This window comes from Marinomonas sp. ATLA20, assembly GCF_057180105.1.
Map to the genome: position 1 here is coordinate 29,197 of NZ_JBXUKU010000002.1, position 23,010 is coordinate 52,206.

Here is a 23,010-nt window from a genome sequence, read left to right on the forward strand (position 1 = left end):
GACGTATCAATAAAAATTTTCCAAAAAATATAAAAACACAGATAGCGTGCAAAGCCGAGATCAACGCTCCACCTTTCACCTGTTTTTCAAAAACCTTACTCTAACGTGGCACTTGTTCTGTCGCTTCTGCACGAGCAGGGCGCAAGGGCGAGACACCAAATACGCGCTTGTAAGCGCGTGAAAACGCGGCTTCGGACTGATAGCCTAATTCTTCGGCCAAATCCATTAGTGGAACAGGCGATTGCATTACCTTCATGCGGGCTAGGCTCATTCGCCATTCAGTTAAATACTGCTTTGCTGAGGTGCCAACTACCTCGGTAAACCGCGCAGAAAACCCAGAACGTGACATTCCTGCTTGCTCGGCAAGACGATCAATTGTCCAGCTGGACTCTGGATGGGCGTGCATAGCAGCCAGTGCCTTGCCAATTTTCGGGTCTTTCAGCGCACCGAGCCAACCTTTGCTTCCATCAGGAGAGTGCTCAATCCAGTGACGAATCGCTTTTATTACAATGATATCGGCCAAATGCGCGACCACGGTTTCGCCGCCAGCAGCAAGATTTGTTGCTTCGTCAGCCATGAGTTGAGCCAGGGCTTGTAGCGAGCTGGGCAATTGACCATTATCACTTCGCATATGAATCAACGGGGGTAACTGCGAGACCAGTTTTTTTCCAATAATATGATCAAAACTGAGCACGCCACATGTCAGCAATGTTTGCTCACCTCCGCCACCGTAGTTCATAAATTCGAATCGATCAGACACTTTGCTAACGGGAATATCAAAAAAAGGTTGGCAATGAATCTCTGTGTCGGAACAAATTTGATGACCTTCTCCCTTCGGTAACAGTACCAGATCTCCAGGTTTCAGCAGCACCTCCGCATGGTTGGGTGAGATTAATAAGCAAGAGCCTTGCGTCACAATGTGAAACATCATTTTGCCCTGCATGGGGGGCATTTCTATACCCCACGGAGCACTTAACTCTGAACAGGCGTACACCAAGCCATTTAGCCTAAGTGAATACAGTGTTTCCCCTAATGTATCGCTTGGCTGGGGAATGTCTCGTTGATAAGTGTTTTGCACGGGTGCCTCATAAAAATGAAATTTTAGACGAACTGCAAACAAATATAGAAATACAAGCATTAAACATCAAGATTATTCTTCGTACACTGATTCCATTCTTAAATGAAATACACAAACGACAACGAATAAGTAAGGAGAAAGATCATGACAAATCAAACCATCACCGCAAATGACACCTTCGCAGTAGTGGGGGCAACCGGCAAAACAGGTCAGCGCGTTTTGCAAGGTTTGAAGCAACTTGGTTATGAAGCGCGAGGCCTATCTCGTAACAGTGATTATGCATTCGACTGGGCAGACCAATCTGGTTGGAAACAGGCGCTAGAAGGTGCAAAAACAGCCTACGTTACTTACTTTCCAGACTTAGCCGTTCCTCAGGCAGAAAGTGATGTGCGTGACTTTGTGGCATTGGCGAAATCCGTTGGCGTGAAGCACATTGTCTTGTTGTCTGGCCGTGGAGAAGAGGGGGCACAACACGCTGAAAATGTAGTGATAAACAGTGGATTGGATTGGAATGTTGTACGGGCGAGCTGGTTCATGCAGAACTTTAGTGAGAGCTTTATGCTTGATGGATTAAAAGCAGGCGAACTGCTGTTGCCAGAACCGAAAGCCGACGAACCTTTTATTGATGTAAACGACATTGCCGATGTGGCCGTTGCGGCCTTGACCCAGCCAAGCCTTCGAAACCAATTATTCGAAGTGACAGGGCCTGAGCTTTTGTCCTTTGCGTATTGTGTGAAAGCTATTGGCACCGCGAGCAATCGTAATATCGCTTTTCAAACGACGCCTGTCGAGGCCTACATACAAAGAGCCAAATCCCAAGGATTGCCAGATGACATTGCTTGGTTACTGAATGAATTGTTTGAAAACGTGCTAGACGGTCGTAACGAAAGCACCACCAACACCGTTGAAAACGTGCTTGGTCGCCCCGCTCGACGTTTTGAGGATTACGTGGCAAGAACCGCCAAAACAGGCGTATGGTCAGCGGCAAACTAGCCGTAGATGACAAATTTGTAGGAGAGTGGGAATGATTACGGTATTAATCGTGATGACTGGGATTATGGCGGGTATTTATTTTGCTTTTTCGGTGGTGGTTATGACGTCGTTGGCTGAATTGTCCAAGCCCCAAGGGGCAAAAGTGATGAATGAAATCAATGACGTCATTTTGAATACTGCCTTTATGCCATTATTTTTCATATCAACCTTTTGGTTTGCCTTATTGATTCCTTGGTCGCTGGTGGACTGGCAAGAAGGCCAATCTCTATTAGAGGTATGCGCGGCAGTGGTTTACATCATCGGTATGTTCTTTGTGACAGCGTTTGGCAATGTACCGCTCAACAACAAGCTAAAACTAAGTGAAAAGGACACTTTCAGCCTGCAGCAATCATGGGATGAGTACCTAATTAAATGGACAAGGCTCAACCATATACGAACGCTGAGCAGCATAGCGGCCTGCACTATATTAGTCTTAGCTCATATTTAAAGTTTTTCTGCGTGAGTCGCAGTTTTTAAGTTGTTAACGAGAAAATGGGGGGCAAGGCGTTAAAAATAGCTGTTAAGTCGTTGTATCTATTGTCTTTTTCGTGTTGGTTGATGAAAATCACAGGCAATAAAAAACCACCCGAAGGTGGTTCTAAATTTGGTGCCTCATATGTGCACCGACTTCATTTTAAAAAGTGCAAACCCTTTTAAAATCAAGCCTTTAATTGGTGGAGGCGGGGGGGGTCGAACCCATACCATCCATAAGCCATAGTGGATTGTAGTGTAATACTGTGGGTTTAGCGATAGCTGAAGGAATGATAAAACCACTTTAAACCACTGTATTACATAGCGTAGTAGTCAAAATGTAGACATTAAACTTCTATTCGAAAGTCCATTTTATTAATGACCACCACTTGTTGAGAAGATATGAGTGCTCTACGTTTAGTGTTGGGAACTTACCATTAGCTAAGAACTCTGGACAGCCAACTTTAAGAGGATGGCTAGCTTCACTGACATTGGAGGTTTCACTGACATTGGAGTCTTCACTGACATTGGAGTCTTCACTGACATTGGAGGCTTCACTGACATAGGGGGTTTCCATAAGCATTGGAGACATTGATTTTATATTTTTTCGTTTTATAAGAGAAATGCTCCTACCAGATCCGATTATTACTGAAAATTCAGATATATCACCCAATAAAACTACACAAGTTCTATTTTCTTTTGGAGAGTCCATTTCTATCGACATTGGAAATAACATTCCATTGTTGAATTTTTCTTGATCAATTTTAGCTAGCATATGACCAGAGTTTGAATTAAAGAAAAGCAAGATAATAAATATTATGGAGGAAATTGAAGACGCTAAAAGAATAGATAAAATATAAGGAACTAACGGACTTTTGAACTTGAAGTCTTTATTTAATAGTAAATAAATTAGAACTGTAGTTGCTATTAAAACAACTAAGCCCTTTTTCATAAACGGTGTAAAGTGCTGAACTGCAAAAATCCATGTAGACTCTATCGATGAAATTTTTGAGACATCAATAAGAAAGGCACCAAAATATGAATTCATAGCCAAAGTGGCAATAAGCCATACAATGAAAACTCCGATAATGCTTAACAATCCAAATATCTGAAGAATTTGAATTAATATTTCATTTTTGCTCAGGGGCTTTATATCAGACACTTCAGTTGATTTTGTTGTCTGAGGCGCTTCCGATGTATGAGGTGGCTCCGTTGCCTGAGAAGCTTCTTGTGCCTGAAGCTCTTGTGGTGCTTTCTGATCCATAAATTAATTCCATTTAGCGCTTATATTTTTGAAGGAATAATTTTAAGCGCTTTTAGTAAGATCAATCCACGATTATTAGTGTTTTTATGAGTATTTTTAATACTGGATGGTTTCTAGCACAATAATAAATAGAACTGCCAATTTGAGAAAAGTCATGCCTTTTTTCAATTCAATGAATTTTTTTTTTATTTCATTGTGATAGTGAGCAAGAGACATTGCTGCAGATGCCGCCTTGTCTGTACTTGCTCCTGCTTCTAACAATGCTTCATACAATTCTTTATTTTTGATCACAGTCATGATTTAAGCCTGGTCAAAGTAATGTCGTCCTGATCATCATAGTGAGTTCTTTTTGTGTTTTGACAGTTTGCTCTGATCTAAATAAAGCGCCTAAAAATGGTATGTCTTTAAGAAGGGGGACGCCTGTCTCAATGGTTCTTTCCTCTTCTGTTACAAGGCCACCTAGTAACAGCGTTTGACCATTTGAGACTTGAGCAACGGTTGAAATTGAGCGTTTGTTAGTAATAAGGTCGGCCGCCTGAGTCGAGTTTGCAACATTTATTAGCCTTCTACGTCCTATCTTAACTGTTGGAATCAGGCCTTTATCGATCCAACCTCTTACAACATCCTGAGATAGTCCAACCAACTCTGAGAATTGTTCTTGGGATATCAAAGGTAGTGCAATTGCTATGGGCATTGACGTCATAACTAATTCTCATTTGAGGCAATTGTATGATTATTTCTAATAACGGTTGTGACAACCTGAGTCTCGATTTCAAGGGCTTCAATCATGTTTTCTTTTACGGTATTCCAATGGTTTTGTGTTAATGGTACTGGCAAGGAGTAGAAGTGATTAAGCAAGGTAAGCATCGTTAGGTAGCGTTCTTTTGTAATTACGCCCTCACTTGCCGATGTTGTAAACTTCTCCGCTATTAATACGAAGCGCTTCTTCATCTTGTCATCTAATTCATAATCACTCATCTTAGTAACCCTATACATGATTAGTTTTTAGGCACTATAGTTAAAAAAAAGAGGTCAATCAACCCTCGTTTTTATATTTTTTTGTTTTTAGGAGTAAAATATATACTTTAATTATTGATACCCGCATTATTAGAGGGTATTTTATTGTTTTTTAATTGATGTAATTTAGCGAGGCGTACATGACGATCTCAAATAGACTTTTAGTGATGAGAGAGGCGCTAGGGTTATCCAGAAAGGACTTTGGAGAAAAAATTGATTTATCCCACAGGACTATAGAGGGAATTGAGCACGAAGGAAAAATACCTCGGAGTGACACCTTAGAGAAGGTTGTAAAATCATGGCCTCAATATGCGTTGTGGCTATTGACTGGAAGTGCGCTTCCTAGAGCCCCTCAGATCACGCCAAACTCAAAGTTGGCAGACAGGGCTAATATTATTGAGGTTTGTGATCCTCGATATATGGCATTTTCTATTATAAGCCCAGCTTACATAAAGCATGGAAAGCTAACGTTTATCCAAAACCTAGACCAAGTCAATGGCTTAGCAGTACTGATTGAACTAGAAGAATCGATGTTAAAAATGTATGCCTCAGAGAAAGTAAACAGAGGCTCTCTTTGGCTATCAAGTGGTTACCTAAATTTTGATAGTAACCATGGCGGTCGTAATGAATTGAGAGACTTTCGAGTTTGGGTAAAAGGGATTAATGAAGACCTAATCCAAAATGCTCAATTTAAAGGTCTTAATAATGATCAATTTGAAAAAGCTGAAGGAGTTCAGGATTTATTTTTTACTGAGTTAAATGAAGTCAAATCTCAGAGTCTGAAAGAGCGCTTTGAAGAGTGGAAAGCAGGAGGTGATTACCTCTGGCCTTAATTTTAAAAGGTTAAATAATTAAGAAATGACAATCAAAAAAGTAGAAAACAAATGGCTCGTTGATCTTTATCCAAATGGCCGAGAAGGAAAACGGGTAAGAAAGAAGTTTGATACCCGTATTGAAGCACAACGGTTTGAAAAACACATTCTAGCTAAAGCGAGTTCAGATAAAGATTGGAACGAAAGCTCATCTGATAACAGGCGTTTATCTGAGCTTGTTGAGGTATGGTTTAAGTTAACGGGTCAGTATCTAAAAGATGGTGAACGAAGAAAGCGTAAGCTAGATTCAATGGTTGAAGGGATCGGCAACCCGATTGCTCGTAAATTAACATCTAAAGAGTTTGCTCATTGGCGAGCTATGCGAAGCGAGCAGGGTAGATCTCCCAAGACATTAAATAATGAATTAGGTTACTTAGGGGCATTGTTTAACTCTCTTAAAAAGAATGGTGAAATCTCCTATTCCAATCCTCTAGATGATATCTCTTTGATAAAAATTCCTGAAAGAGAGCTTTCCTACCTAGCAACTGAACAAATTGAAGAATTAATGGAATCTATTAAGCAATGTGAGAATGAGCATGTGGAGCTGATTGCATTAATTTGTTTGTGTACTGGTGCGAGGTGGGGGGAGGCTGAAGGGCTTACCTCTGGAAATGTTCGTGATGGAAAAGTGACCTTCAACGATACCAAAAATGGTAAAAATAGAACTATTCCAGTAGCTGATTGGCTTTTTGAGCGACTTAAGAAACACGCCCCCAAAGCGACTAATCGACCTTTGTTTACTAGTTCAATAGGTAGTTTTAGACGAGCATTGAAACGAACAAAAATTGAACTCCCTAAAGGTCAGGCTGCCCATGTTTTAAGGCACTCTTTCGCAAGTCATTTCATGATCAATGGTGGGAATATACTGACACTACAGCGAATCTTGGGGCATAGTGATATAAGAATTACTATGCGTTACTCTCATTTGGCTCCTGACCATTTGCAAGAAGCCGTAACGCTCAATCCATTGGTGCAGAAGTGACGTTACAGGCATAAAAAAAGCCACTAGTTTAGTGGCTTTTTAAAGGTACCAAGTAAGCTTACGCAGCTTTCTTTGTCTTATACGCTAGGCGCGCATCTACTGATAATAGGAGAGCCTCGATGCGCTTAGCGCATTTAGTGGCCTCTTTAATCAGGCGCTGTTTTTCTTGAGTGTTGTCTTTCATATTGCTCCTCCTTGGTTGTACGACAAATAGGCCCTAAAGGCCAAGTTGTCGCAGTAAACTTTTATGTGCTTTTAATTTAGTACCTATATACTCTATATTTTTGAATATAGATACAAAATGAATGAAATTTGATCAAGGATACTATCAAACGAAAGTTATAGATTCAAGGTGGTTACGAGCTATTTTTAAATCACGTTCATTATTTTGTACAATCGCTATTGCCATTTGAGACATATAAATAGCAGCTTGTTTTGCGTTTAGTGCAATTCGCTCTTCATTCCATCCACCTAGATCGGCAACAGACTCCATCAGCTTAGCTAAAGCTTTAGTGTTTTTCGCTATCTCTTCGTATGTAGGATCATTATGCTCTAATAATTCTTCTATAGAGTATAGCCTAGATTGCTCAATAAAATGTTGAGCAATTTTGAAAACAATTTGATACATCTCAAGCGCATTTTGCTCAGTTTCATCTTGTATCTGCTGTTGCATATCCACTACATTATCATTTGCAGCGTTACTTTGATCCATTGTTGCATACCCTTGCGCTTGTTTATTAAGTATTTAACCATACTCAATAAACAGTTTAAGTGCAATATAGGTTGCAAGGAAAAAAGCCGCTACTGATTAGGTAGCGGCTTTTTTTGGTTTTTCGTAGACATTTTGTGGTCATATCTACACTGTTTGACTTATGTTTTTCTCATAAATCAACCACTTAAGTGGTGGAGGCGGGGGGGGTCGAACCCCCGTCCGTCAGTCCTCTGCCATCGGCTCTACATGCATAGTCACTTCTATTATTTGACCACGAACCGCCCGAAGGACAGGGTGTTAATGGCGAGCCTACTTAATCTTAGAACCTTATCCCTAGGCGGGGCATCAGTTAGCATCTTGTAATTTATGATACTGCAGAATCTCTGGCTACAAGCAACCTGAGGGCAGCACACTAGCAGCGGTTTAGGCTGCTAAAGCGTAGTTTTCGTCGTTTGCGACTATAAAATTGATGCGGGGGATTAACGAGATCACGCATCACTCTCGACATGCACCTTTGGGTTTGTAACCGACGTCGAAACCATGTCGCCCCCAAAAAGGTAACGCTAGTCTATCGCAAACAATGTGCTTACGCTAGAGATAACGCTGAAATGCTTAGTGTGTTCATATTCATACCGTATTAAGTATAGCCTATGAATCTTAAAGACTAAGCACTGTGTTTCATTAGTCGTTCTTTGTCTCTTGACCAATCACGATCACGCTCGGTATCACGTTTATCGTGTTCTTTTTTACCGGTTACCAAGGCGACTTCGCATTTTATCTTGTTGCCTTTCCAGTACAGCGCCATGGCCGCACAGGTTTTGCCTTTTTGCTCGGTGACTTGGATGATCCGGTCAAGTTCTTTGCGATTCAGCAAAAGCTTGCGTTGTCGCATCGGTTCACAAACGACATGCGTTGAGGCGCTAAGCAGTGGCGTAATACGCGCACCGACGAGCCACGCTTCGTTTTGGTGAATGATGACGAAGGAGTCTACTAATTGGGCTTTGCCTTCGCGCAGGCTTTTTACTTCCCAACCAGATAAAACCAAACCGGCTTCGAACTTCTGGTCGACAAAGTAGTCGTATTTTGCACGTTTGTTAAGCGCGATGGTGCCCGTGCTGCTGGATTTTTTCTTTACTTTACTCATAGTTGGAAATTATACGGTCGATAGTGGCAAAAACCTATGCTTTTCTTGAGGTATGCGCCTGAATGTTGGAAAATTCGCACTTGTTAATTAATTTGTCTGGTTAGGTAGCGCTTATGTGTTGGCCACGTATGCGTTTTATTCCTATCCTTAAACACATCTTGTGTATTTAGAGCCTAAATTTATGCCTGAAAGTCGATGTTTACAAGGTATCTGGTCAAGTCCGTGGATATTTATTTTTGCGGCCAGTGGATCGGCGGTGGGATTGGGGAACATTTGGAAGTTTCCCTATGTGCTCGGGCAAAACGGCGGCGGTGCATTTTTGTTTGTGTATTGCTTGTGTTTGTTGCTGGTCGGCTTGCCGGTGTTGATGGCCGAAGTGGCTTTGGGTCGCACGGTTCGTTCTAACCCTATTGATACGGTAAACGATTTAAGTGAGCGTCGCATTGTTCATCCTGCTTGGGTGTTTGTGCCTTGGTTGGCTGGTATAACGGGTTTTTTGATTCTGACTTTTTACAGCGTGATTGCGGGCTGGTCTCTGGCTTATTTAGATCGCGCGTTAGCTGGTGATTTTAAAGAGATTACGCAAGTTGGCGCGTCCAGCATGTTTGATACATTGTTAGCCACACCAACAGAAATGCTGTTATGGCATTCAGTGTTTATGGGGTTAGTGGTATTAACGGTTGGGCAGTCGGTAACGCGTGGCTTGTCTGCTGTGGTGCGGATCTTGTTGCCCGTTTTGGTGGTGACCCTGCTTCTATTGGCATTTTATTCCATGACCATTGGTAACATGAATGCAGCGCTAGACTTTATGTTCCATTGGTCTTGGCAGGATATTACCTTTGATGTGGTGTTGTCTGCGGTTGGGCTGGCTTTGTTTAGTTTGAGCGTTGGCATGGGTGCTATGTTTGCCTATGGTGCCTATATGAGTAAACGTATGTCCATTGCTCGCGCTTGTAGCATCGTTGTGGGTGTGGATTTGCTGGTGGCTATTTTGGCCGGTTTGGTCATTTTCCCATTGGTGTTCTCGTTTAATATTGATGTTGAAGCTGGGCCGAGTTTGACCTTTGTTTCTTTGCCTATCATTTTTGGTGGCTTGCCAGGTGGTCAATTTTTCGCGGGTGTATTCTTTTTATTGTTGGTGGTGGCTGCGCTTACGTCGGCCATTTCCATGTTAGAATTGTTCGTTGCTTGGTTGCATGAAAAATTTTATATCGCGCGCTTAAAGGCCGCCCTATTTATGGGGATTGCGGTCTGGTTTGTTGGTATTGCGGTGCTGTTGTCTTTTAATCATTGGGACAGCAAGATTGTCTTTGGATTGAATTTCTTCGAGTTGCTCGATGAGTTTACGTCTTTGATTCTTTTGCCGTTAGGCGCCATTTTGCTGTCTGTTTTAGTGGCTTGGTTTATTCCGCATTCCATGTTGCAAAATGAGATGATTACAAAGCAAGCAAGTCATTTTCAATGGTGGTATAAGACATTGAAATACATAAGTATTCCAGCAATGATTGTGATTACCCTTGCTGGCTGGATAGGAGTGTAGTTTGAGTCATATAGAACGATTTGCACATGTAAATTACAGTTGCGAGCAAATGTTTGCCTTGGTAAACGATATTGATGGTTATCCTGAGTTTTTGCCTGGGTGTTTGAGCTCTACATTAGTGTCGAAAACACCAACAGAAATTGTGGCGTCTTTAGATGTAGGGAAAGGGCCAGTGCGACAATCGTTTACGACGAAGAATTTTTTGGAAGAGTTTAGTCGTATCGAAATGACCTTGGTAAAAGGGCCGTTTAAGAGTTTGCATGGCGTATGGACTTTTACGGAGTTGTCTCCAACGAGTTGCAAAATCATGCTGAGTATTGAATTTGAATTAAGCGGTATGCTGAAATTTGCTTTTGGTGGTGTGTTTAGCCAAATAGCCAATACCATGGTGGATTCTTTCAGTAAGCGTGCAAAAGTGGTATACGGTGAATAGTATGAGAGTTGAAGTAGCGTATGCTTTGCCTGAAAAGCAAAAAATTATTGCCCTAGAGGTTGAAGAAGGTTGTACGGTACGTGATGCCGTGCGCCGTTCAAATATTCAGGTATTTTTTCCTGATGTAGATGTCGAAACGGTAAAGGTCGGCATTTTTGGTAAAGCAGTGCGAAATGCGGAAGAGCAAGCATTAAAAGAAGGCGAGCGAGTCGAGCTGTATCGTGAGCTGAAGGTTGACCCAAAACAAGCTAGGGCCAACCGTGCAGCGAAAACAACGAAAGATTAGTTGTTTTTGATTTGTGTTAAAACGCCATCTTTGAAAGTGAGCACTAGGTCGGTTACATCACTTGTTTGGGTTTCTGGTGTGGCGTACAAAGCAGTATATAGGTAATGCCATTCGTTTGGCTTGAAGGTGTCTCTTAGCATTGGGTTACCCAGTAGGTAAGTTACCTGAGATTCAGACATGCCAATTTGTAACTGAGATAGCTGTTCTTTCGTTACAAGGTTTCCTTGTGTTACCGGAACCTTGTAAGGTGGTGGAAATAAACTGCATGCGCTGAGTGAAAGCGCTGCGCATAATAGTAAAACTGATTTTTTCATTTGTATTATCCTTACTCTGGTGTGCTAATGATAAAGTAATTATCAACAAGATCGAATAGAGAATGACTCATGACTAGCGAAAATCAAGAGCTAAAGAAAGCGGGACTTAAGGTAACTCTTCCACGAGTTAAAATTTTACAAATTCTTGAAGGTGCGGGCGACCGCCATATGAGTGCTGATGACGTCTATCGCACTCTGCTTGATCAAGGTGAAGATGTTGGTCTGGCAACAGTTTACCGTGTGCTAACTCAGTTTGAAACTGCAGGTTTGGTACAACGTCATCATTTTGAAGCAGGCACCGCTGTTTTTGAATTGGCGAAGGGGGATCACCACGATCACATGATTTGTTTAGAAACAGGCAGAGTCATTGAATTTGTTGATCCAATCATTGAAAAGCGCCAGCATGAAATCGCTGAAGAGCATGGCTTTGATATTGAAGACCACAGCTTGATTCTTTACGTGCGTCCAAAGAAGAAATAAACATTTACATCCCATCAGGATGTAAATGAGAAGGGCCTAAATAGCAGAGTTTAGGCCCTTTTTTCGTTTTTACTCTTTCTCGATGACTGGCTGAGGCTACTGCAGTTGGACGTTACCAAGCATCTCGCGTGCGTGCGCTAGGGTTTGCTCTGTGAGTTCTAGACCACCTAATAGGCGTGCAATCTCTTGTGTGCGATCTTGATCCTTAAGGAGTTCGACCTGAGAAGACGTTGCTTCATCTTCAACCAGTTTGCTGACTCGTAAATGTTGATTACCTTGAGCAGCCACTTGTGCTAAGTGAGTCACACAGAAGACTTGTCCGCGTTTGCCTACAGAGCGCAGCATGCGACCAACCACTTCAGCAATGCCACCGCTGATACCCACGTCGACTTCATCAAATACCAGTGTTGGAATAATTGATGTATGAGCGGTAACCACTTGAATGCCTAAACTAATACGTGACAATTCACCGCCTGAGGCAACTTTGCGCAATGGCTGTGCGGGTTGTCCTGGGTTGGATGCGATCATGTATTCGATGTCTTCAAAACCATTGGCAGAAACTTGATTGAGCGGTTGGCATTGAATAAAGAAGCGCGCATGTGGCATGCCTAATCCATGTATCTGCTCTTCGACTTGTTGTGCTAATTCGTCTTTGGCGATAATGCGTTTTTCAGTCAATGTGGTCGCAAGCGCTGTGAGTTTTTCATAGGCTTGCTCTTCTTTTTCTTTGAGTGACTCTAAGCTTTCTTCACTGCCTTGTAGGCTGTTCAATTCCGCTTCGACACTTTCACGAAGGGAGATAAGGCCTTCTGGCAAGGTTCTGTGTTTACGAGCTGTGTCGTAAATATCAGAAAGACGTTGTTCTATATCGCTTAGACGTTCTGGGTTTTGTTCTAACGTGTCTTGGTAATGGTGCAGGCTGTCCGCGGCTTCTTGGGCTTGGATTAATGCCACATTCATCATTTCTAGTGCGTTTTCTAGTTCTTTGGTGGCCGGACGAATTTGGCTGGCGCTATTAATGGCTTGGTGCAATAAAGAGCAGACATTGCCTTCGTCGCTATCAATCAAAATACCGCTGGCTTGATAGGCTTTAAATTGAGAGTCAGCAATGTTCGATAAAAACGCTTGTTCGTTTTCTAGCGCTTCGATTTCACCTTCTTTTAGGTCAAGCTGTTGCAACTCTTGTGCTTGGTAAGACAAAAGTTGGATTTTGGCATCTTGTTCCGATGAGCGGTTTTGCTGAGCTGATAATTCTTCTTTGAGTTGTCGCCACGTTGAGTATTGCAGACTGACTTTTTTACTCAAGTCCGTTAGTCGGCCATATTCATCTAGCTGTTGTCTTTGGGCGTTCTTTTTAAGTAACGACTGATGCTCGTGTTGTCCGTGGATATCGACCAGTTGGCTACCGACGTCTTTTAGGTCACTTAACGTGCAAGGGCGGCCATTGATGTACGCTTTGGAGCGACCTTCTTTGCTGATTACACGGCGTAAGATGCAGTGCTGATCGTGCTCTAAATCTCTTTCTTCTAGCCATTTATGGACGTGCGGATAATGTTGTATATCAAAGCTGGCACTTATATCGGCTTTTTTTTGTCCATGTCTTACAACGGCAGCATCGGTACGATCACCTAAACAAAGCGATAAGGCATCCACCATAATGGATTTGCCTGCTCCTGTTTCACCTGAGATCACGGTCATGCCTTTTTTGAATTCCAGTTCTAGGGATTCAACAATGGCGAAGTTGGAAATAGCGATGCTGGTCAGCATAGAGTGCTCCAAAGAGAGAATATATTTATATGGTTATTTATACAGTACTTGGTTGTTTTTTGACAAGTACTGTCAGTAAATTAAATTCCCATGAAATTAATACGGCTATAGTGTTGAAAGGTAAAAAGCTGTCCCCATATAACCTGCACAGACAAAGAATTGTTTCTGTTATTTGGAGTTGAAGAATGAGTGAGCAGCAAAAAAATCCTAATCTAGACGCGGAGCAAGATTTGAAAAGCGAAACGCAAAACGAATCAGTAGAAGAACTTTTAGAGCCTGAAGTAGAGACTTTAGAAGAAGTGACTGAAAATGATGAACTTGCAAAAGCGTTAGAAGAAGTCGCTCAGTATAAAGAAGCGGCACTTCGCGCTCATGCAGATGCACAAAATGTACGTCGTCGTGCAGAACAAGATGTCGAAAAAGCGCACAAATTTGGTTTAGAAAAGTTTGCTAAATCTATTGTGAACGTGGCGGACAATCTTGAGCGCGCTTTAACTTCTGCGCCAGACACAGGTGAGTCTGACCCTGTTCGTGAAGGTGTAGAACTGACGTTGAAAGATTTGCTTGAGACATTGGCTCGTTTTGAAGTGAAAGTGGTTGATCCACACGGCGAACCGTTCAATCCTGAGTTGCATCAAGCGATCACTATGGTGCCAAACCCTGAACTAGAAGCAAACACCGTTATGGATGTCGTGCAGAAGGGTTACACAATCAATGGCCGCTTATTGCGCCCAGCAATGGTTGTGGTTTCAAGCGCCGCTTAAAAATACTGTCATTTTTTTGACACTGGACGCTTGAAATACTTTTAAGCGTACCCAAATACAGAATTATCATCGTCATAAACGAATTTATTGGAGATACAAACCATGGGTAGAATCATTGGTATTGACTTAGGTACAACGAACTCTTGTGTTGCCGTATTGGATGGCGAAAAAGCTCGCGTTATTGAAAACGCTGAAGGCGATCGCACCACACCTTCTATCGTCGCATTTTCTGATGACGGTGAAGTTCTGGTTGGTCAATCTGCTAAGCGTCAAGCGGTAACAAACCCAACAAATACTTTGTTTGCGGTTAAGCGTTTGATCGGTCGTAAGTTTAAAGACGACGTGGTTCAAAAAGACATCTCTATGGTGCCTTACAAAATTATTTCTGCGGACAACGGTGACGCTTGGGTAGAAGTAAAAGGCGACAAAAAAGCACCACCACAAATTTCTGCTGAAGTTCTTAAGAAAATGAAGAAGACAGCAGAAGACTATCTAGGCGAGAAAGTAACAGAAGCGGTTATTACGGTTCCTGCTTACTTCAACGATTCTCAGCGCCAAGCTACAAAAGATGCGGGTAAAATTGCAGGTCTTGAAGTGAAACGTATTATCAACGAGCCAACAGCGGCTGCCTTGGCTTACGGCCTAGACAAGAGCTCTGGTGATTCTACTATCGCGGTTTATGACCTTGGTGGTGGTACGTTCGATATCTCTATCATAGAAATTGCTGACGTAGATGGCGAAAAGCAATTCGAAGTATTGTCTACAAACGGTGATACTTTCCTAGGTGGTGAAGATTTCGATATGCGCGTAATCGAATACCTAGCAGCAGAATTCAAGAAAACGTCTGGTATCGATCTACACAATGATCCACTAGCGCTACAACGTTTGAAAGAAGCGGGTGAAAAAGCGAAAGTTGAGTTGTCTTCTTCTTCTCAAACAGAAGTTAACTTGCCTTATATCACTGCTGACGCAACGGGCCCTAAACACTTGAACGTTAAATTGACTCGTTCTAAGTTGGAGTCTTTGGTTGAAGAGCTTGTGATGAAGTCTCTTGAGCCTTGCCGTCAAGCATTGAAAGATGCAGACCTTTCTGCTTCTGATATCGACGAAGTTATCTTGGTTGGTGGTCAGACTCGTATGCCACTAGTACAAGCGAAAGTAACTGAGTTCTTCGGTAAAGAGCCACGTAAAGACGTGAACCCTGACGAAGCTGTTGCAATTGGTGCTTCTATTCAAGGTGCGGTACTTTCTGGTGATGTTAAAGACGTGCTTCTTCTAGACGTTACGCCTCTGTCTCTAGGTATCGAGACAATGGGTGGTGTAATGACGGCATTGATCGAGAAAAACACGACGATTCCTACTAAGAAATCTCAGACGTTCTCGACAGCAGAAGACAATCAAAATGCGGTAACAATCCACGCATTACAAGGCGAGCGTAAGCAAGCGTCTCAGAACAAATCTCTAGGTCGTTTCGACTTGGCTGACATTCCACCTGCTCCACGTGGTGTGCCACAAATCGAAGTAAGCTTCGATATCGATGCCAACGGTATCTTGAGTGTATCTGCGAAAGACAAGGCGACTGGTAAAGAACAGTCTATCGTTATCAAATCGTCTTCTGGTTTGAGCGATGAAGAAGTTGAAAAAATGGTTCAAGACGCTGAAGCGAATGCTGAAGAAGATCGTAAGTTCGAAGAGCTTGTACAAGTTCGTAACACAGCTGACGGCATGATTCACGCTACTCGTAAAACTTTGACTGATGCTGGCGATAAAGCAACAGCGGAAGAGAAAGAAGCGATTGAAGCAGCGATCACTGAACTTGAAGAAGCGCTAACGTCTAACGACAAAGAGAAGATCGAAGAGAAAACAAATGCGTTGACTCAAGCATCTGGTACTTTGGCTCAGAAGATGTACGCAGAAGCTGAAGCCGGTGAGCAACCAGCTGAAGGCGAACAAGCTAAGTCTCAGGATGATGCGGTAGACGCGGAATTCGAAGAAGTGAAAGAAGACAAAAAATAAGCGCTAAGCTCTTATTTCCCCATTAATCATGGGGCTGTTTATGGCGAGCACGGTTTTAGACCGTGCTTTGCTATTTAAACTGTTTTAAATTGATTAGTTTTAAGCGGCATATATTTCAATTTCAGTTTTTTGATTCATACCTTCGTTTGAAACTCTTCAATTCATATTTTTAATTCAGACTTTTCAATTCGGACTTTTTAATTCGGGACTCCTGCGATGAGCAAAAGAGACTATTACGACGTTCTTGGGGTGGCCAAAGACGCGGATAAGAAAGACATTAAAAAAGCTTATCGTTCTTTAGCGAATAAGTACCACCCAGATAAGAACCCAGACAACCCAGAAGCACTTGATAAGTTCAAAGAGCTGGCTGAAGCCTATGAAATATTGTCTTCTGATGACAAGCGCGCGGCCTACGATCGATTCGGTCATGACGGTGTAAATGGTCAAGCTGGTGGCTATGGCGGCGGCGCTGGAGCGGGTGGTTTTAGTGATATTTTTGGTGATGTATTCGGTGATATTTTTGGCGGCGGTGGTGGCGGTCAAAGTCGAACTCGTCGTGGCTCCGATTTACGTTACACCTTAGAGCTTGATCTTGAACAAGCGGTTTGGGGATGCGAAGAAAAAATCCGCATACCAACCTTAGTAAACTGTAAGACTTGTGATGGTTCTGGTGCTAAGAAAGGTTCGACACCTAAGACGTGTGGAACTTGTGGTGGTGCGGGTCAAGTACGTATGTCACAAGGCTTTTTCTCTGTTCAACAGGCTTGTCCAGAATGTCATGGCGCAGGCCAAGTGATCAGTGATCCTTGCCGAGATTGTCATGGTCAAGGCCGTGTTCAAGAATATAAAACGCTGAATGTTAAAATTCCTGCTGGCGTAGATACGGGCGATCGTATTCGTTTGTCAGGTGAAGGTGAAGCGGGAACTCAGGGTGGTCCAGCGGGTGATTTGTTTGTTCAAGTCTCTGTTAAACCACATGCTATTTTTGAGCGCGATGGTGCGAACTTATATTGTGAAGTGCCTATTAGCTTTACAACAGCGGCATTGGGTGGCGAAATTGATGTACCGACGCTAGATGGCCGTGTTCGACTAAAAGTCACTGCTGAGTGTCAGTCAGGTAAATTGTTCCGTCTACGTAACAAGGGTGTTAAGCCTGTTCGTGGTGGCCCAGTAGGGGACTTGATTTGTAAGGCTGTTGTTGAAACGCCTGTGAATCTTACTTCTCGCCAAAAAGAGCTGTTCACGGAATTGGCTGATAGTATGGGGGAAGGTACTGACCATTCTCCTAAGCAAAAAAGCTGGTTTGATGGTGTGAAACGTTTCTTTGACGATATTAAGAAATAGCCATTTTACTGTGCTAGTAATATAAAAAGGCGCCAATTTGGCGCCTTTTTTATTTGGTCTGAAGTGCGATCTTAACCTTATTTTTTCAGGTTATTTTGAATGGTGTCTGTGTACCATTCTTGGAAGTTCATTACACCGAATTCGAATGTTTCAGAGTATGGGCCCGGTTGGTAACCTATGGAGTTAATCCCCAATTGGTTTTCCTCACCAAGAATTCTGTCTTGATCATTAGTGGCATCCCAAACTTGGCGTAGTCGATCTGGGTCGTAATCTTCACCTTCCACTGCGTCTTTATGTACGAACCATTTCGTGGTCACCATAGATTCTTGTGCGGATATCGGCAGTACGCGGAACACAATAAAGTGGTCAGATTGCATGTGATTCCAAGAGTTGGGTAGGTGCAGTATACGCATAGAACCTAGCTCAGGGTTTTTGATATTGCCGAGCATTTTCTTGCAGCCTACTTCACCATCAATTGTCATTACTTTTGTGCCTTTCTTTAACGGCATACGAACAATGCGGTTACGCTTGCCGGGTCCGAAGCTACGGTGTTCATGTGGAATGCCTTCTTCATCCCATTTAGCGGCCTGATCTGCGTAGTGATCTAGGAAATCTTGTGGTGCGCGTGGGTCGTTTGTGTCATCCCATTCTAGGATAGTATTTAGCAGCTCAGGATGGCTACCAACACAGTGATAGCATTCACGGTTGTTTTCCAGAACGAGCTTCCAGTTGGCTTTCTCATACATGTTTGATTCCGCGGCCAGCTTCGTATTTTCTACGTCGTAAGGAGCCATGTACTCTTCCAATGTTGCCAGGAACTCATCAAAGTCACCTTTAGGTTCTTCTTTTCCAAGAGCAATAAAGATGAAGCCACCTGCGGTTTTACAGTGTGCTTTTTTAAGGCCGTGCTGAGATTTGTCAAAGCTATCGCCCATTTCGCTACCTGCAAATAACAGGTTTCCTTTGAGATCGTAGGTCCACTGGTGGTAAGGGCAGACTAGATTTGCCACTTTGCCACGATGCTCTAAGCAGACACGCGAGCCCCGGTGACGACAAGTGTTGTGGAATGCATTCACAGAGCCATCTGCATCGCGAACGATCAAGATTGGATTTTGTGCGATCTCAACGGTGAAATAATCGCCTCGGTTTGGCACTTCGCTGGTCATACCAACAAACAGCCACTCTTTCTGGAATATTTCCTCTATATCGACGCGGAACATATGTGGGTCGTTGTATAGTGGGGCGTCCAACGAGTAGTTTGCAGGGCGAGCCTCAAGCAGTTTTGACATTTCTGTGCGTGCTTCTTGAACAGTCGCGTAACGTATATTTAGTAGATCATTTTGATTCATTAGAGTGACCCTCTATAACAAAGCTGAGTTAATGTCGCTTCTCTCGTTGAACCGATAATTTAAGGTTAGCTTTTAGGCATTCCTTGTTTACCGTTGTAATTATGGCGCTATCCTCACTGATATTTAGGGGGGAGATGTGACCAAATACGACATGTTCAAATTCAGATATCGACGATGCTTGTTATGCGGGGGATTTAAAGCTACTTCGTTGATTTAGATCAATAATAGCTTGCCTAAAATACAGGCTTTAAAGAGGATGTTTCTTTGATTTTTTCTGGTGTGACATATATTGTCCAGTCAATATTGCCAACTCGGTGGAATATTGACTGGCGGTTGATGAGCCTATTTCGCGCCTTTTTCTTTGAGTAAGTAGTCTATGTGGTTACGCAATAAGCTTGCTGCGTTAGTGAAGCTTTTGTTGTTTGGAATAATGAAATCCGCTTTGCTACGAATGTCGATTGTTTTAAGTGATGCCTGACGAACATGACGCATGTAACGGCTTGTTACTTCATTTACATCTCGTCCGCGTTCTGCAATATCGCGCTTCAGGCGACGTACAATGGCGATGTCCATATCCGTGTCGACATACAAAAGGTAGTCAACGGCATCACGAATGCCAGGGTCTTGGAACATCATATGACCTTCCACGAGAACAACGTGTGTTGGATCTAGATTACGGTAGCCAGTACGTCTGTGTTGTGAATGGTCGTACACTGGAATTTCATTTGGTTGCTGGCGGTTTTTGCAGTTATGAATTGCCAGAGTGATGCTTTCAAGGTCTAGCGAGCTTAGATCATCAAAGTTATAAACGTCTGGATCGATACTGCCACACCCATTATAGAAACTGTCTTGGCATAGGACGGTGATTTTGTCACCTTGACCTTCCGCTAATAAAGAACAAAGTCGGCTTTTTCCGCTGCCAGAAACGCCGGTGATGCCAATAACAAGAGCCATGTATTACCTCAGAAAATAAAGTTTTGGTACTCCTTGAGTTGAAGGAGTTTATAGTGTTGTATTATATATCAAGTTTGGCCTTTTTGGTCTGCCAAACTTATGAGTCTTGTCTCAAAGGAAGGATTAATGTCCACTAAAATTGCCTCAGTGTTTGCTATGTTCGCTTTTGCTCTGTCTATGGTGGCTGCAACACTCGCTAAGGCTGAATCGAGTACCGCCTCTAGGGTTGCTGATATGGCCGAACTGTTTGGTTTGCCATTGAATGATTTGAGTGTCTCTCAACTAAATAAACAGCTGAACAGTATGGGCTTAAGCAGTTATCCGTCTTATAAGGATGGTGTCGTAAGTTACAGCCTGGGGCCTGAAGGTATTTTGGGAGTAACCAATGCGACGATTTACTCAAACGGGTCGGGTTACGTTCGTCAGGCTCTGTTGTCTGGTGTTGTGGAAAGTAAAGAAAAGCGCAAAGCGTTAGGTGACTTGCTTACCCGTAAGTATGGAAATCCTAGCGAAGGTGTTCTTAATAATGGTATTGGGCGTTCAAAATGGTTGTTTACCGATGGCACCATGATTGAACTTCATAATACGACTTATGACGTGTCTCTAATGTATGTTGATGAGAGTCCAAAAGTTGCCACTCGTTCTGGGCAAATTGATGTTGAAGCTTTGTCTCGTAAAAACCAATAACCCTTAGTTTGTTTATCGTGTAGTTACTTATCTATGTTTATTCTTGATCTTAATCTTCGTTTTGCGCATTTCCTTCAGCCTTATCTTCAGGACATCTCTTTAGCGTTAGTTGCTACTTGTTTGGTCGTTTACGGCGATAAGGTAAATGGTTTTCTAAAAAGATTGGTGTCTTCTTGGGTGTTTTTGGCTCGGGTGATGGCGTTTATTTTGATGTGTACTTTTGGTTATGGGCTTCTCACTTTATGGAGTCAGCCATTAGTTTACTGGGGGATTACGCGCGTTGATTTGGTATATCGCCCGGCTTTAATCCTGTTTTGTTTTTGTCTTTTGGGTGTTTTGGCTGAAAGAAAGCGTCATTTGTAAAATAATTCATGAAATTTCCTGTCAGTTTTCGTTGCCAAATTACAACATAATCGTGCCAATACTAGGTATCTTCCATGTAATGGCTTGATTATGTAGTAAAGTTTCTATACCTTCTTTGTTATTTCGTTATTTATATAAAAAAACACGCTAAATACCCGTTTTTAAAGGTTTTTTGTTGTCTTCTTACAATTTGTTTTTGTCTTAGCCTGCCGTTAGACTGCGCTCATATTGATATTACAGAGTCTTTTTTCGGGGGCAGAAAATGACAAGCACTTGGTTACAAGCACTTTCACAAGCAGAATCTATGATTCCTCTTTTAGGTAAACTTGGTCGTGAGAAAGCAGTAAAAATTCAGTTGGCAGGAAATACCTTAATGGCAGATTCTGTAACGGGTTTAATGGCGGCGTTTGATCAGCATCCTGAACTGGATCTTGCTCAAGTTTATCAAGTGTTAGAGCAAGTGTTGGCAAGTGACACCGCTAATGCCGTGGTAGAGCTAGAGTCTTTGATTGCCGAGGCGGATGTTGAATCTGTACTTGCGGCTCAGTCAAACGATGGTACTGAGACGCCTGTTGTTCTTTATGGGTTTGGCCGTATCGGTCGTTTGCTTGCTCGCCGTATGTGTACTCTTGGCCATACTACTCCTGGCATGTCATTAGCTGCAATTGTGGTACGCAAAGCGTGCGACAATGATCTTGCTAAGCGTGCTAGTTTGCTTAAATATGATTCTGTTCACGGCGTATATGATGGCTTGGTAAAAGTAGATGAAGAGAATCAAGCTCTGATCATCAATGGCTCACCGGTTAAAATTATTTATGCTTCTGATCCTGCTGAAGTTGATTACCAAGCCCATGGTATTAACAAGGCATTGCTTGTTGATAATACTGGCCGCTGGCGTGACCACGACGGTTTGAGTGTTCACTTGAATCGTCCAGGGATTGAGCGCGTTGTACTGACGGCTCCAGGCAAAGAAATGAAAAATATCGTATTCGGTGTAAACGATAGCGATATAAAAGACACTGACCGCATTGTTTCTGCAGCATCCTGCACAACAAACGCGATTACGCCTATTTTGTCTGTTTTGGAGCAATCATACGGTATCGAATCTGGTCATGTCGAAACGGTTCACGCTTACACAAATGATCAAAACCTAATTGATAATATCCACAAAGGTGATCGCCGTGGTCGTGCTGCGGGCATGAACATGGTTATGACTGAAACTGGCGCGGCAAAAGCAGTGTCAAAAGCGATTCCGTCTTTAGAAGGTAAGTTAAGCGGTAGTGCGATTCGAGTTCCTGTTATCAACGTTTCTATTGCAGTATTAAGTCTGAACTTGAAATCTGCAGCCTCTGTTGAAGCGATTAATCAGCTGTTGAAAGAAGCATCCAACAGCGCTGAATTGACAGGTCAAATTGGTTACAGCGAAGAGTGTGATGCAGTGAGCTCTGACTTCATCGGCTCACAGCAGGCAGGTATCTTGGACTCTTTGTCGACAAAAGTTCGTGGCAACCAAGCAACATTATACGTTTGGTACGATAACGAATACGGCTACAGCTGTCAGGTTGTGCGCTTGATGGAGAAGCTTGCTCAAGCAAATTTTACTAAAGCTGAATTGATAAAAGACAAAGCAGCTTAAGAAATGATCGGACACATTTAACATGTGTTATTCAACGGCAACCCTTAGGGTTGCCGTTTTTTTTGCTTCAAATTTTTAGGTATTTTTTTTGAAGCAAAAAAAAGCCGGACAAGGTCCGGCTTCAACAAAAGTAACTAGCAGTTGCGAATAACATCATCCTGTGGGGAATGGTGATATTCATCTAAAACATGACTGTGGGGCATGTTTTAGAGGCAATACAGTTAGGGCTGTATTGATAAATATTAGGTCGCTGTTCAACCTAAGAGATTCGATAATTTTATCGATTTAGATAAGTGTTACAAACGATATAAATTGATTTGTTGGATTAGTTAAATTAATGCAAAATAGATTCAGTTTTTTTATTTTGTTGTTTTGAAATTTCATAAAATCACTCTTCAATCTACTAAGTTATTGTTTATTAATGAAATGATAAAAATGTTTAATGGTTTTGGAGATGGTTTTTTGGGATGGTGATCTTTTTATTTTGCAGTAGCTGAGATTGTCT

26 protein-coding genes and 1 other RNA gene are annotated in these 23,010 nt (G+C 42.4%); 14 read left to right on the top strand and 13 right to left on the bottom strand.

Features of this window, described 5'->3' with window-relative positions; all coding sequences use genetic code 11:
* Positions 1-100: 100 nt before the first annotated feature.
* On the bottom strand, positions 101-1,078 hold the full coding sequence (locus AC2A4J_RS04530) for an AraC family transcriptional regulator (RefSeq protein WP_239543962.1): 978 nt from the start codon (positions 1,076-1,078) through the stop codon (positions 101-103).
* A 144-nt stretch (positions 1,079-1,222) separates the two neighbouring features.
* On the opposite strand from AC2A4J_RS04530, the gene AC2A4J_RS04535 reads away from it, so the two are divergent.
* Both AC2A4J_RS04535 and AC2A4J_RS04540 read left to right on the top strand, forming a co-directional pair.
* Positions 1,223-2,071, top strand: coding sequence for an NmrA family NAD(P)-binding protein (locus tag AC2A4J_RS04535; protein ID WP_205113389.1), 849 nt, complete (start codon positions 1,223-1,225; stop codon positions 2,069-2,071).
* Between the two features lie 31 nt (positions 2,072-2,102).
* On the top strand, positions 2,103-2,558 hold the full coding sequence (locus AC2A4J_RS04540; RefSeq protein ID WP_484175101.1) for an anthrone oxygenase family protein: 456 nt from the start codon (positions 2,103-2,105) through the stop codon (positions 2,556-2,558).
* Positions 2,559-2,936: 378 nt separating this feature from the next.
* On the opposite strand, the gene AC2A4J_RS04545 is transcribed toward AC2A4J_RS04540, so the two are convergent.
* The 4 genes from AC2A4J_RS04545 to AC2A4J_RS04560 form a co-directional block, all read right to left on the bottom strand.
* Positions 2,937-3,845 (bottom strand): hypothetical protein, encoded by a 909-nt coding sequence (locus tag AC2A4J_RS04545; protein WP_484175102.1) that lies wholly within the window; start codon positions 3,843-3,845, stop codon positions 2,937-2,939.
* Positions 3,846-3,941: 96 nt separating this feature from the next.
* Positions 3,942-4,142 carry a hypothetical protein gene (locus AC2A4J_RS04550; protein ID WP_484175103.1) on the bottom strand — a complete coding sequence of 67 codons (201 nt, stop codon included), beginning with the start codon at positions 4,140-4,142 and terminating at the stop codon, positions 3,942-3,944.
* A gap of 13 nt (positions 4,143-4,155) precedes the next feature.
* Positions 4,156-4,548, bottom strand: a complete 393-nt coding sequence (locus tag AC2A4J_RS04555) for a helix-turn-helix domain-containing protein (RefSeq protein WP_484175104.1) — start codon at positions 4,546-4,548, stop codon at positions 4,156-4,158.
* 2 nt (positions 4,549-4,550) lie between these two features.
* The gene (locus tag AC2A4J_RS04560; protein ID WP_484175105.1) at positions 4,551-4,823 is read right to left on the bottom strand and encodes a hypothetical protein; all 273 of its coding nucleotides are present in this window, start codon (positions 4,821-4,823) and stop codon (positions 4,551-4,553) included.
* 179 nt (positions 4,824-5,002) lie between these two features.
* Between AC2A4J_RS04560 and AC2A4J_RS04565 the strand changes: the two genes are divergently transcribed.
* Together AC2A4J_RS04565 and AC2A4J_RS04570 are read left to right on the top strand one after the other, a co-directional pair.
* On the top strand, positions 5,003-5,695 hold the full coding sequence (locus AC2A4J_RS04565) for a helix-turn-helix domain-containing protein (RefSeq protein WP_484175106.1): 693 nt from the start codon (positions 5,003-5,005) through the stop codon (positions 5,693-5,695).
* Between the two features lie 25 nt (positions 5,696-5,720).
* Positions 5,721-6,716 (top strand): phage integrase, encoded by a 996-nt coding sequence (locus tag AC2A4J_RS04570; protein ID WP_484175107.1) that lies wholly within the window; start codon positions 5,721-5,723, stop codon positions 6,714-6,716.
* A 58-nt stretch (positions 6,717-6,774) separates the two neighbouring features.
* On the opposite strand, the gene AC2A4J_RS04575 is transcribed toward AC2A4J_RS04570, so the two are convergent.
* The 4 genes from AC2A4J_RS04575 to smpB form a co-directional block, all read right to left on the bottom strand.
* Positions 6,775-6,900 (bottom strand): hypothetical protein, encoded by a 126-nt coding sequence (locus AC2A4J_RS04575; RefSeq protein ID WP_484175108.1) that lies wholly within the window; start codon positions 6,898-6,900, stop codon positions 6,775-6,777.
* A gap of 144 nt (positions 6,901-7,044) precedes the next feature.
* The gene (locus AC2A4J_RS04580; protein ID WP_484175109.1) at positions 7,045-7,428 is read right to left on the bottom strand and encodes a hypothetical protein; all 384 of its coding nucleotides are present in this window, start codon (positions 7,426-7,428) and stop codon (positions 7,045-7,047) included.
* 189 nt (positions 7,429-7,617) lie between these two features.
* Positions 7,618-7,979, bottom strand: a transfer-messenger RNA (tmRNA) gene (ssrA, locus tag AC2A4J_RS04585).
* A 113-nt stretch (positions 7,980-8,092) separates the two neighbouring features.
* Positions 8,093-8,572: an SsrA-binding protein SmpB gene (smpB, locus tag AC2A4J_RS04590; RefSeq protein ID WP_212916627.1), complete on the bottom strand. Its 480-nt coding sequence runs from the start codon at positions 8,570-8,572 to the stop codon at positions 8,093-8,095.
* A 181-nt stretch (positions 8,573-8,753) separates the two neighbouring features.
* Here smpB and AC2A4J_RS04595 point away from each other — a divergent pair, with 181 nt between their 5' ends.
* From AC2A4J_RS04595 to AC2A4J_RS04605, 3 genes are read left to right on the top strand one after another with little or no spacing between them, the layout of a single operon-like run.
* Entirely contained in the window at positions 8,754-10,112 is a 1,359-nt protein-coding gene (locus AC2A4J_RS04595; protein ID WP_484175110.1) for a sodium-dependent transporter, read from the top strand.
* Position 10,113: 1 nt separating this feature from the next.
* Positions 10,114-10,545: a type II toxin-antitoxin system RatA family toxin gene (locus AC2A4J_RS04600; protein WP_484175111.1), complete on the top strand. Its 432-nt coding sequence runs from the start codon at positions 10,114-10,116 to the stop codon at positions 10,543-10,545.
* A gap of 1 nt (position 10,546) precedes the next feature.
* Positions 10,547-10,831: an RnfH family protein gene (locus AC2A4J_RS04605; RefSeq protein WP_484175112.1), complete on the top strand. Its 285-nt coding sequence runs from the start codon at positions 10,547-10,549 to the stop codon at positions 10,829-10,831.
* On the opposite strand, the gene AC2A4J_RS04610 is transcribed toward AC2A4J_RS04605, so the two are convergent.
* On the bottom strand, positions 10,828-11,145 hold the full coding sequence (locus AC2A4J_RS04610) for an outer membrane protein assembly factor BamE (RefSeq protein WP_255826638.1): 318 nt from the start codon (positions 11,143-11,145) through the stop codon (positions 10,828-10,830). The genes AC2A4J_RS04605 and AC2A4J_RS04610 overlap by 4 nt on opposite strands.
* A 69-nt stretch (positions 11,146-11,214) precedes the next feature.
* On the opposite strand from AC2A4J_RS04610, the gene fur reads away from it, so the two are divergent.
* Positions 11,215-11,625 (top strand): ferric iron uptake transcriptional regulator, encoded by a 411-nt coding sequence (fur, locus tag AC2A4J_RS04615; protein ID WP_255826636.1) that lies wholly within the window; start codon positions 11,215-11,217, stop codon positions 11,623-11,625.
* Between the two features lie 96 nt (positions 11,626-11,721).
* On the opposite strand, the gene recN is transcribed toward fur, so the two are convergent.
* Positions 11,722-13,392 carry a DNA repair protein RecN gene (recN, locus tag AC2A4J_RS04620; RefSeq protein WP_484175113.1) on the bottom strand — a complete coding sequence of 557 codons (1,671 nt, stop codon included), beginning with the start codon at positions 13,390-13,392 and terminating at the stop codon, positions 11,722-11,724.
* 185 nt (positions 13,393-13,577) lie between these two features.
* Here recN and grpE point away from each other — a divergent pair, with 185 nt between their 5' ends.
* The 3 genes from grpE (at position 13,578) to dnaJ (ending at position 17,516) form a co-directional block, all read left to right on the top strand.
* Entirely contained in the window at positions 13,578-14,156 is a 579-nt protein-coding gene (gene grpE / locus AC2A4J_RS04625; RefSeq protein WP_255826634.1) for a nucleotide exchange factor GrpE, read from the top strand.
* 102 nt (positions 14,157-14,258) lie between these two features.
* Entirely contained in the window at positions 14,259-16,172 is a 1,914-nt protein-coding gene (gene dnaK, locus AC2A4J_RS04630) for a molecular chaperone DnaK (RefSeq protein ID WP_484175114.1), read from the top strand.
* 216 nt (positions 16,173-16,388) lie between these two features.
* Positions 16,389-17,516, top strand: a complete 1,128-nt coding sequence (gene dnaJ, locus AC2A4J_RS04635; RefSeq protein WP_255826632.1) for a molecular chaperone DnaJ — start codon at positions 16,389-16,391, stop codon at positions 17,514-17,516.
* 77 nt (positions 17,517-17,593) lie between these two features.
* On the opposite strand, the gene AC2A4J_RS04640 is transcribed toward dnaJ, so the two are convergent.
* Both AC2A4J_RS04640 and AC2A4J_RS04645 read right to left on the bottom strand, forming a co-directional pair.
* Positions 17,594-18,865 carry an aromatic ring-hydroxylating oxygenase subunit alpha gene (locus AC2A4J_RS04640; protein WP_484175115.1) on the bottom strand — a complete coding sequence of 424 codons (1,272 nt, stop codon included), beginning with the start codon at positions 18,863-18,865 and terminating at the stop codon, positions 17,594-17,596.
* Positions 18,866-19,207: 342 nt separating this feature from the next.
* A complete protein-coding gene (locus AC2A4J_RS04645; RefSeq protein WP_255826628.1) occupies positions 19,208-19,819 on the bottom strand; it encodes a uridine kinase family protein in 612 nt (203 codons plus the stop codon).
* 126 nt (positions 19,820-19,945) lie between these two features.
* Between AC2A4J_RS04645 and AC2A4J_RS04650 the strand changes: the two genes are divergently transcribed.
* From AC2A4J_RS04650 to AC2A4J_RS04660, 3 genes are all read left to right on the top strand, one after another.
* Positions 19,946-20,506 (top strand): uridine kinase, encoded by a 561-nt coding sequence (locus AC2A4J_RS04650; RefSeq protein ID WP_484175116.1) that lies wholly within the window; start codon positions 19,946-19,948, stop codon positions 20,504-20,506.
* Positions 20,507-20,539: 33 nt separating this feature from the next.
* Positions 20,540-20,869: a DUF3392 domain-containing protein gene (locus AC2A4J_RS04655; RefSeq protein WP_484175117.1), complete on the top strand. Its 330-nt coding sequence runs from the start codon at positions 20,540-20,542 to the stop codon at positions 20,867-20,869.
* A gap of 262 nt (positions 20,870-21,131) precedes the next feature.
* Positions 21,132-22,505, top strand: coding sequence for a glyceraldehyde-3-phosphate dehydrogenase (locus tag AC2A4J_RS04660; protein WP_484175118.1), 1,374 nt, complete (start codon positions 21,132-21,134; stop codon positions 22,503-22,505).
* Positions 22,506-23,010: the final 505 nt, after the last annotated feature.

Excerpts from the sequence above, each read along its gene's own strand:
- AC2A4J_RS04645 (WP_255826628.1), bottom strand. The coding sequence starts at position 19,819 with ATGGCTCTTGTTATTGGCATCACCGGCGTTTCTGGCAGCGGAAAAAGC.
- AC2A4J_RS04545 (WP_484175102.1), bottom strand. The coding sequence starts at position 3,845 with ATGGATCAGAAAGCACCACAAGAGCTTCAGGCACAAGAAGCTTCTCAG.
- AC2A4J_RS04595 (WP_484175110.1), top strand. The coding sequence starts at position 8,754 with ATGCCTGAAAGTCGATGTTTACAAGGTATCTGGTCAAGTCCGTGGATA.
- AC2A4J_RS04540 (WP_484175101.1), top strand. The coding sequence starts at position 2,103 with ATGATTACGGTATTAATCGTGATGACTGGGATTATGGCGGGTATTTAT.
- recN (WP_484175113.1), bottom strand. The coding sequence starts at position 13,392 with ATGCTGACCAGCATCGCTATTTCCAACTTCGCCATTGTTGAATCCCTA.
- AC2A4J_RS04575 (WP_484175108.1), bottom strand. The coding sequence starts at position 6,900 with ATGAAAGACAACACTCAAGAAAAACAGCGCCTGATTAAAGAGGCCACT.
- AC2A4J_RS04610 (WP_255826638.1), bottom strand. The coding sequence starts at position 11,145 with ATGAAAAAATCAGTTTTACTATTATGCGCAGCGCTTTCACTCAGCGCA.
- fur (WP_255826636.1), top strand. The coding sequence starts at position 11,215 with ATGACTAGCGAAAATCAAGAGCTAAAGAAAGCGGGACTTAAGGTAACT.
- AC2A4J_RS04640 (WP_484175115.1), bottom strand. The coding sequence starts at position 18,865 with ATGAATCAAAATGATCTACTAAATATACGTTACGCGACTGTTCAAGAA.
- AC2A4J_RS04650 (WP_484175116.1), top strand. The coding sequence starts at position 19,946 with ATGTCCACTAAAATTGCCTCAGTGTTTGCTATGTTCGCTTTTGCTCTG.
- AC2A4J_RS04580 (WP_484175109.1), bottom strand. The coding sequence starts at position 7,428 with ATGGATCAAAGTAACGCTGCAAATGATAATGTAGTGGATATGCAACAG.
- dnaJ (WP_255826632.1), top strand. The coding sequence starts at position 16,389 with ATGAGCAAAAGAGACTATTACGACGTTCTTGGGGTGGCCAAAGACGCG.
- AC2A4J_RS04565 (WP_484175106.1), top strand. The coding sequence starts at position 5,003 with ATGACGATCTCAAATAGACTTTTAGTGATGAGAGAGGCGCTAGGGTTA.
- AC2A4J_RS04570 (WP_484175107.1), top strand. The coding sequence starts at position 5,721 with ATGACAATCAAAAAAGTAGAAAACAAATGGCTCGTTGATCTTTATCCA.
- AC2A4J_RS04655 (WP_484175117.1), top strand. The coding sequence starts at position 20,540 with ATGTTTATTCTTGATCTTAATCTTCGTTTTGCGCATTTCCTTCAGCCT.
- AC2A4J_RS04660 (WP_484175118.1), top strand. The coding sequence starts at position 21,132 with ATGACAAGCACTTGGTTACAAGCACTTTCACAAGCAGAATCTATGATT.
- AC2A4J_RS04555 (WP_484175104.1), bottom strand. The coding sequence starts at position 4,548 with ATGACGTCAATGCCCATAGCAATTGCACTACCTTTGATATCCCAAGAA.
- AC2A4J_RS04605 (WP_484175112.1), top strand. The coding sequence starts at position 10,547 with ATGAGAGTTGAAGTAGCGTATGCTTTGCCTGAAAAGCAAAAAATTATT.
- dnaK (WP_484175114.1), top strand. The coding sequence starts at position 14,259 with ATGGGTAGAATCATTGGTATTGACTTAGGTACAACGAACTCTTGTGTT.
- smpB (WP_212916627.1), bottom strand. The coding sequence starts at position 8,572 with ATGAGTAAAGTAAAGAAAAAATCCAGCAGCACGGGCACCATCGCGCTT.
- AC2A4J_RS04535 (WP_205113389.1), top strand. The coding sequence starts at position 1,223 with ATGACAAATCAAACCATCACCGCAAATGACACCTTCGCAGTAGTGGGG.
- AC2A4J_RS04560 (WP_484175105.1), bottom strand. The coding sequence starts at position 4,823 with ATGAGTGATTATGAATTAGATGACAAGATGAAGAAGCGCTTCGTATTA.
- grpE (WP_255826634.1), top strand. The coding sequence starts at position 13,578 with ATGAGTGAGCAGCAAAAAAATCCTAATCTAGACGCGGAGCAAGATTTG.
- AC2A4J_RS04550 (WP_484175103.1), bottom strand. The coding sequence starts at position 4,142 with ATGACTGTGATCAAAAATAAAGAATTGTATGAAGCATTGTTAGAAGCA.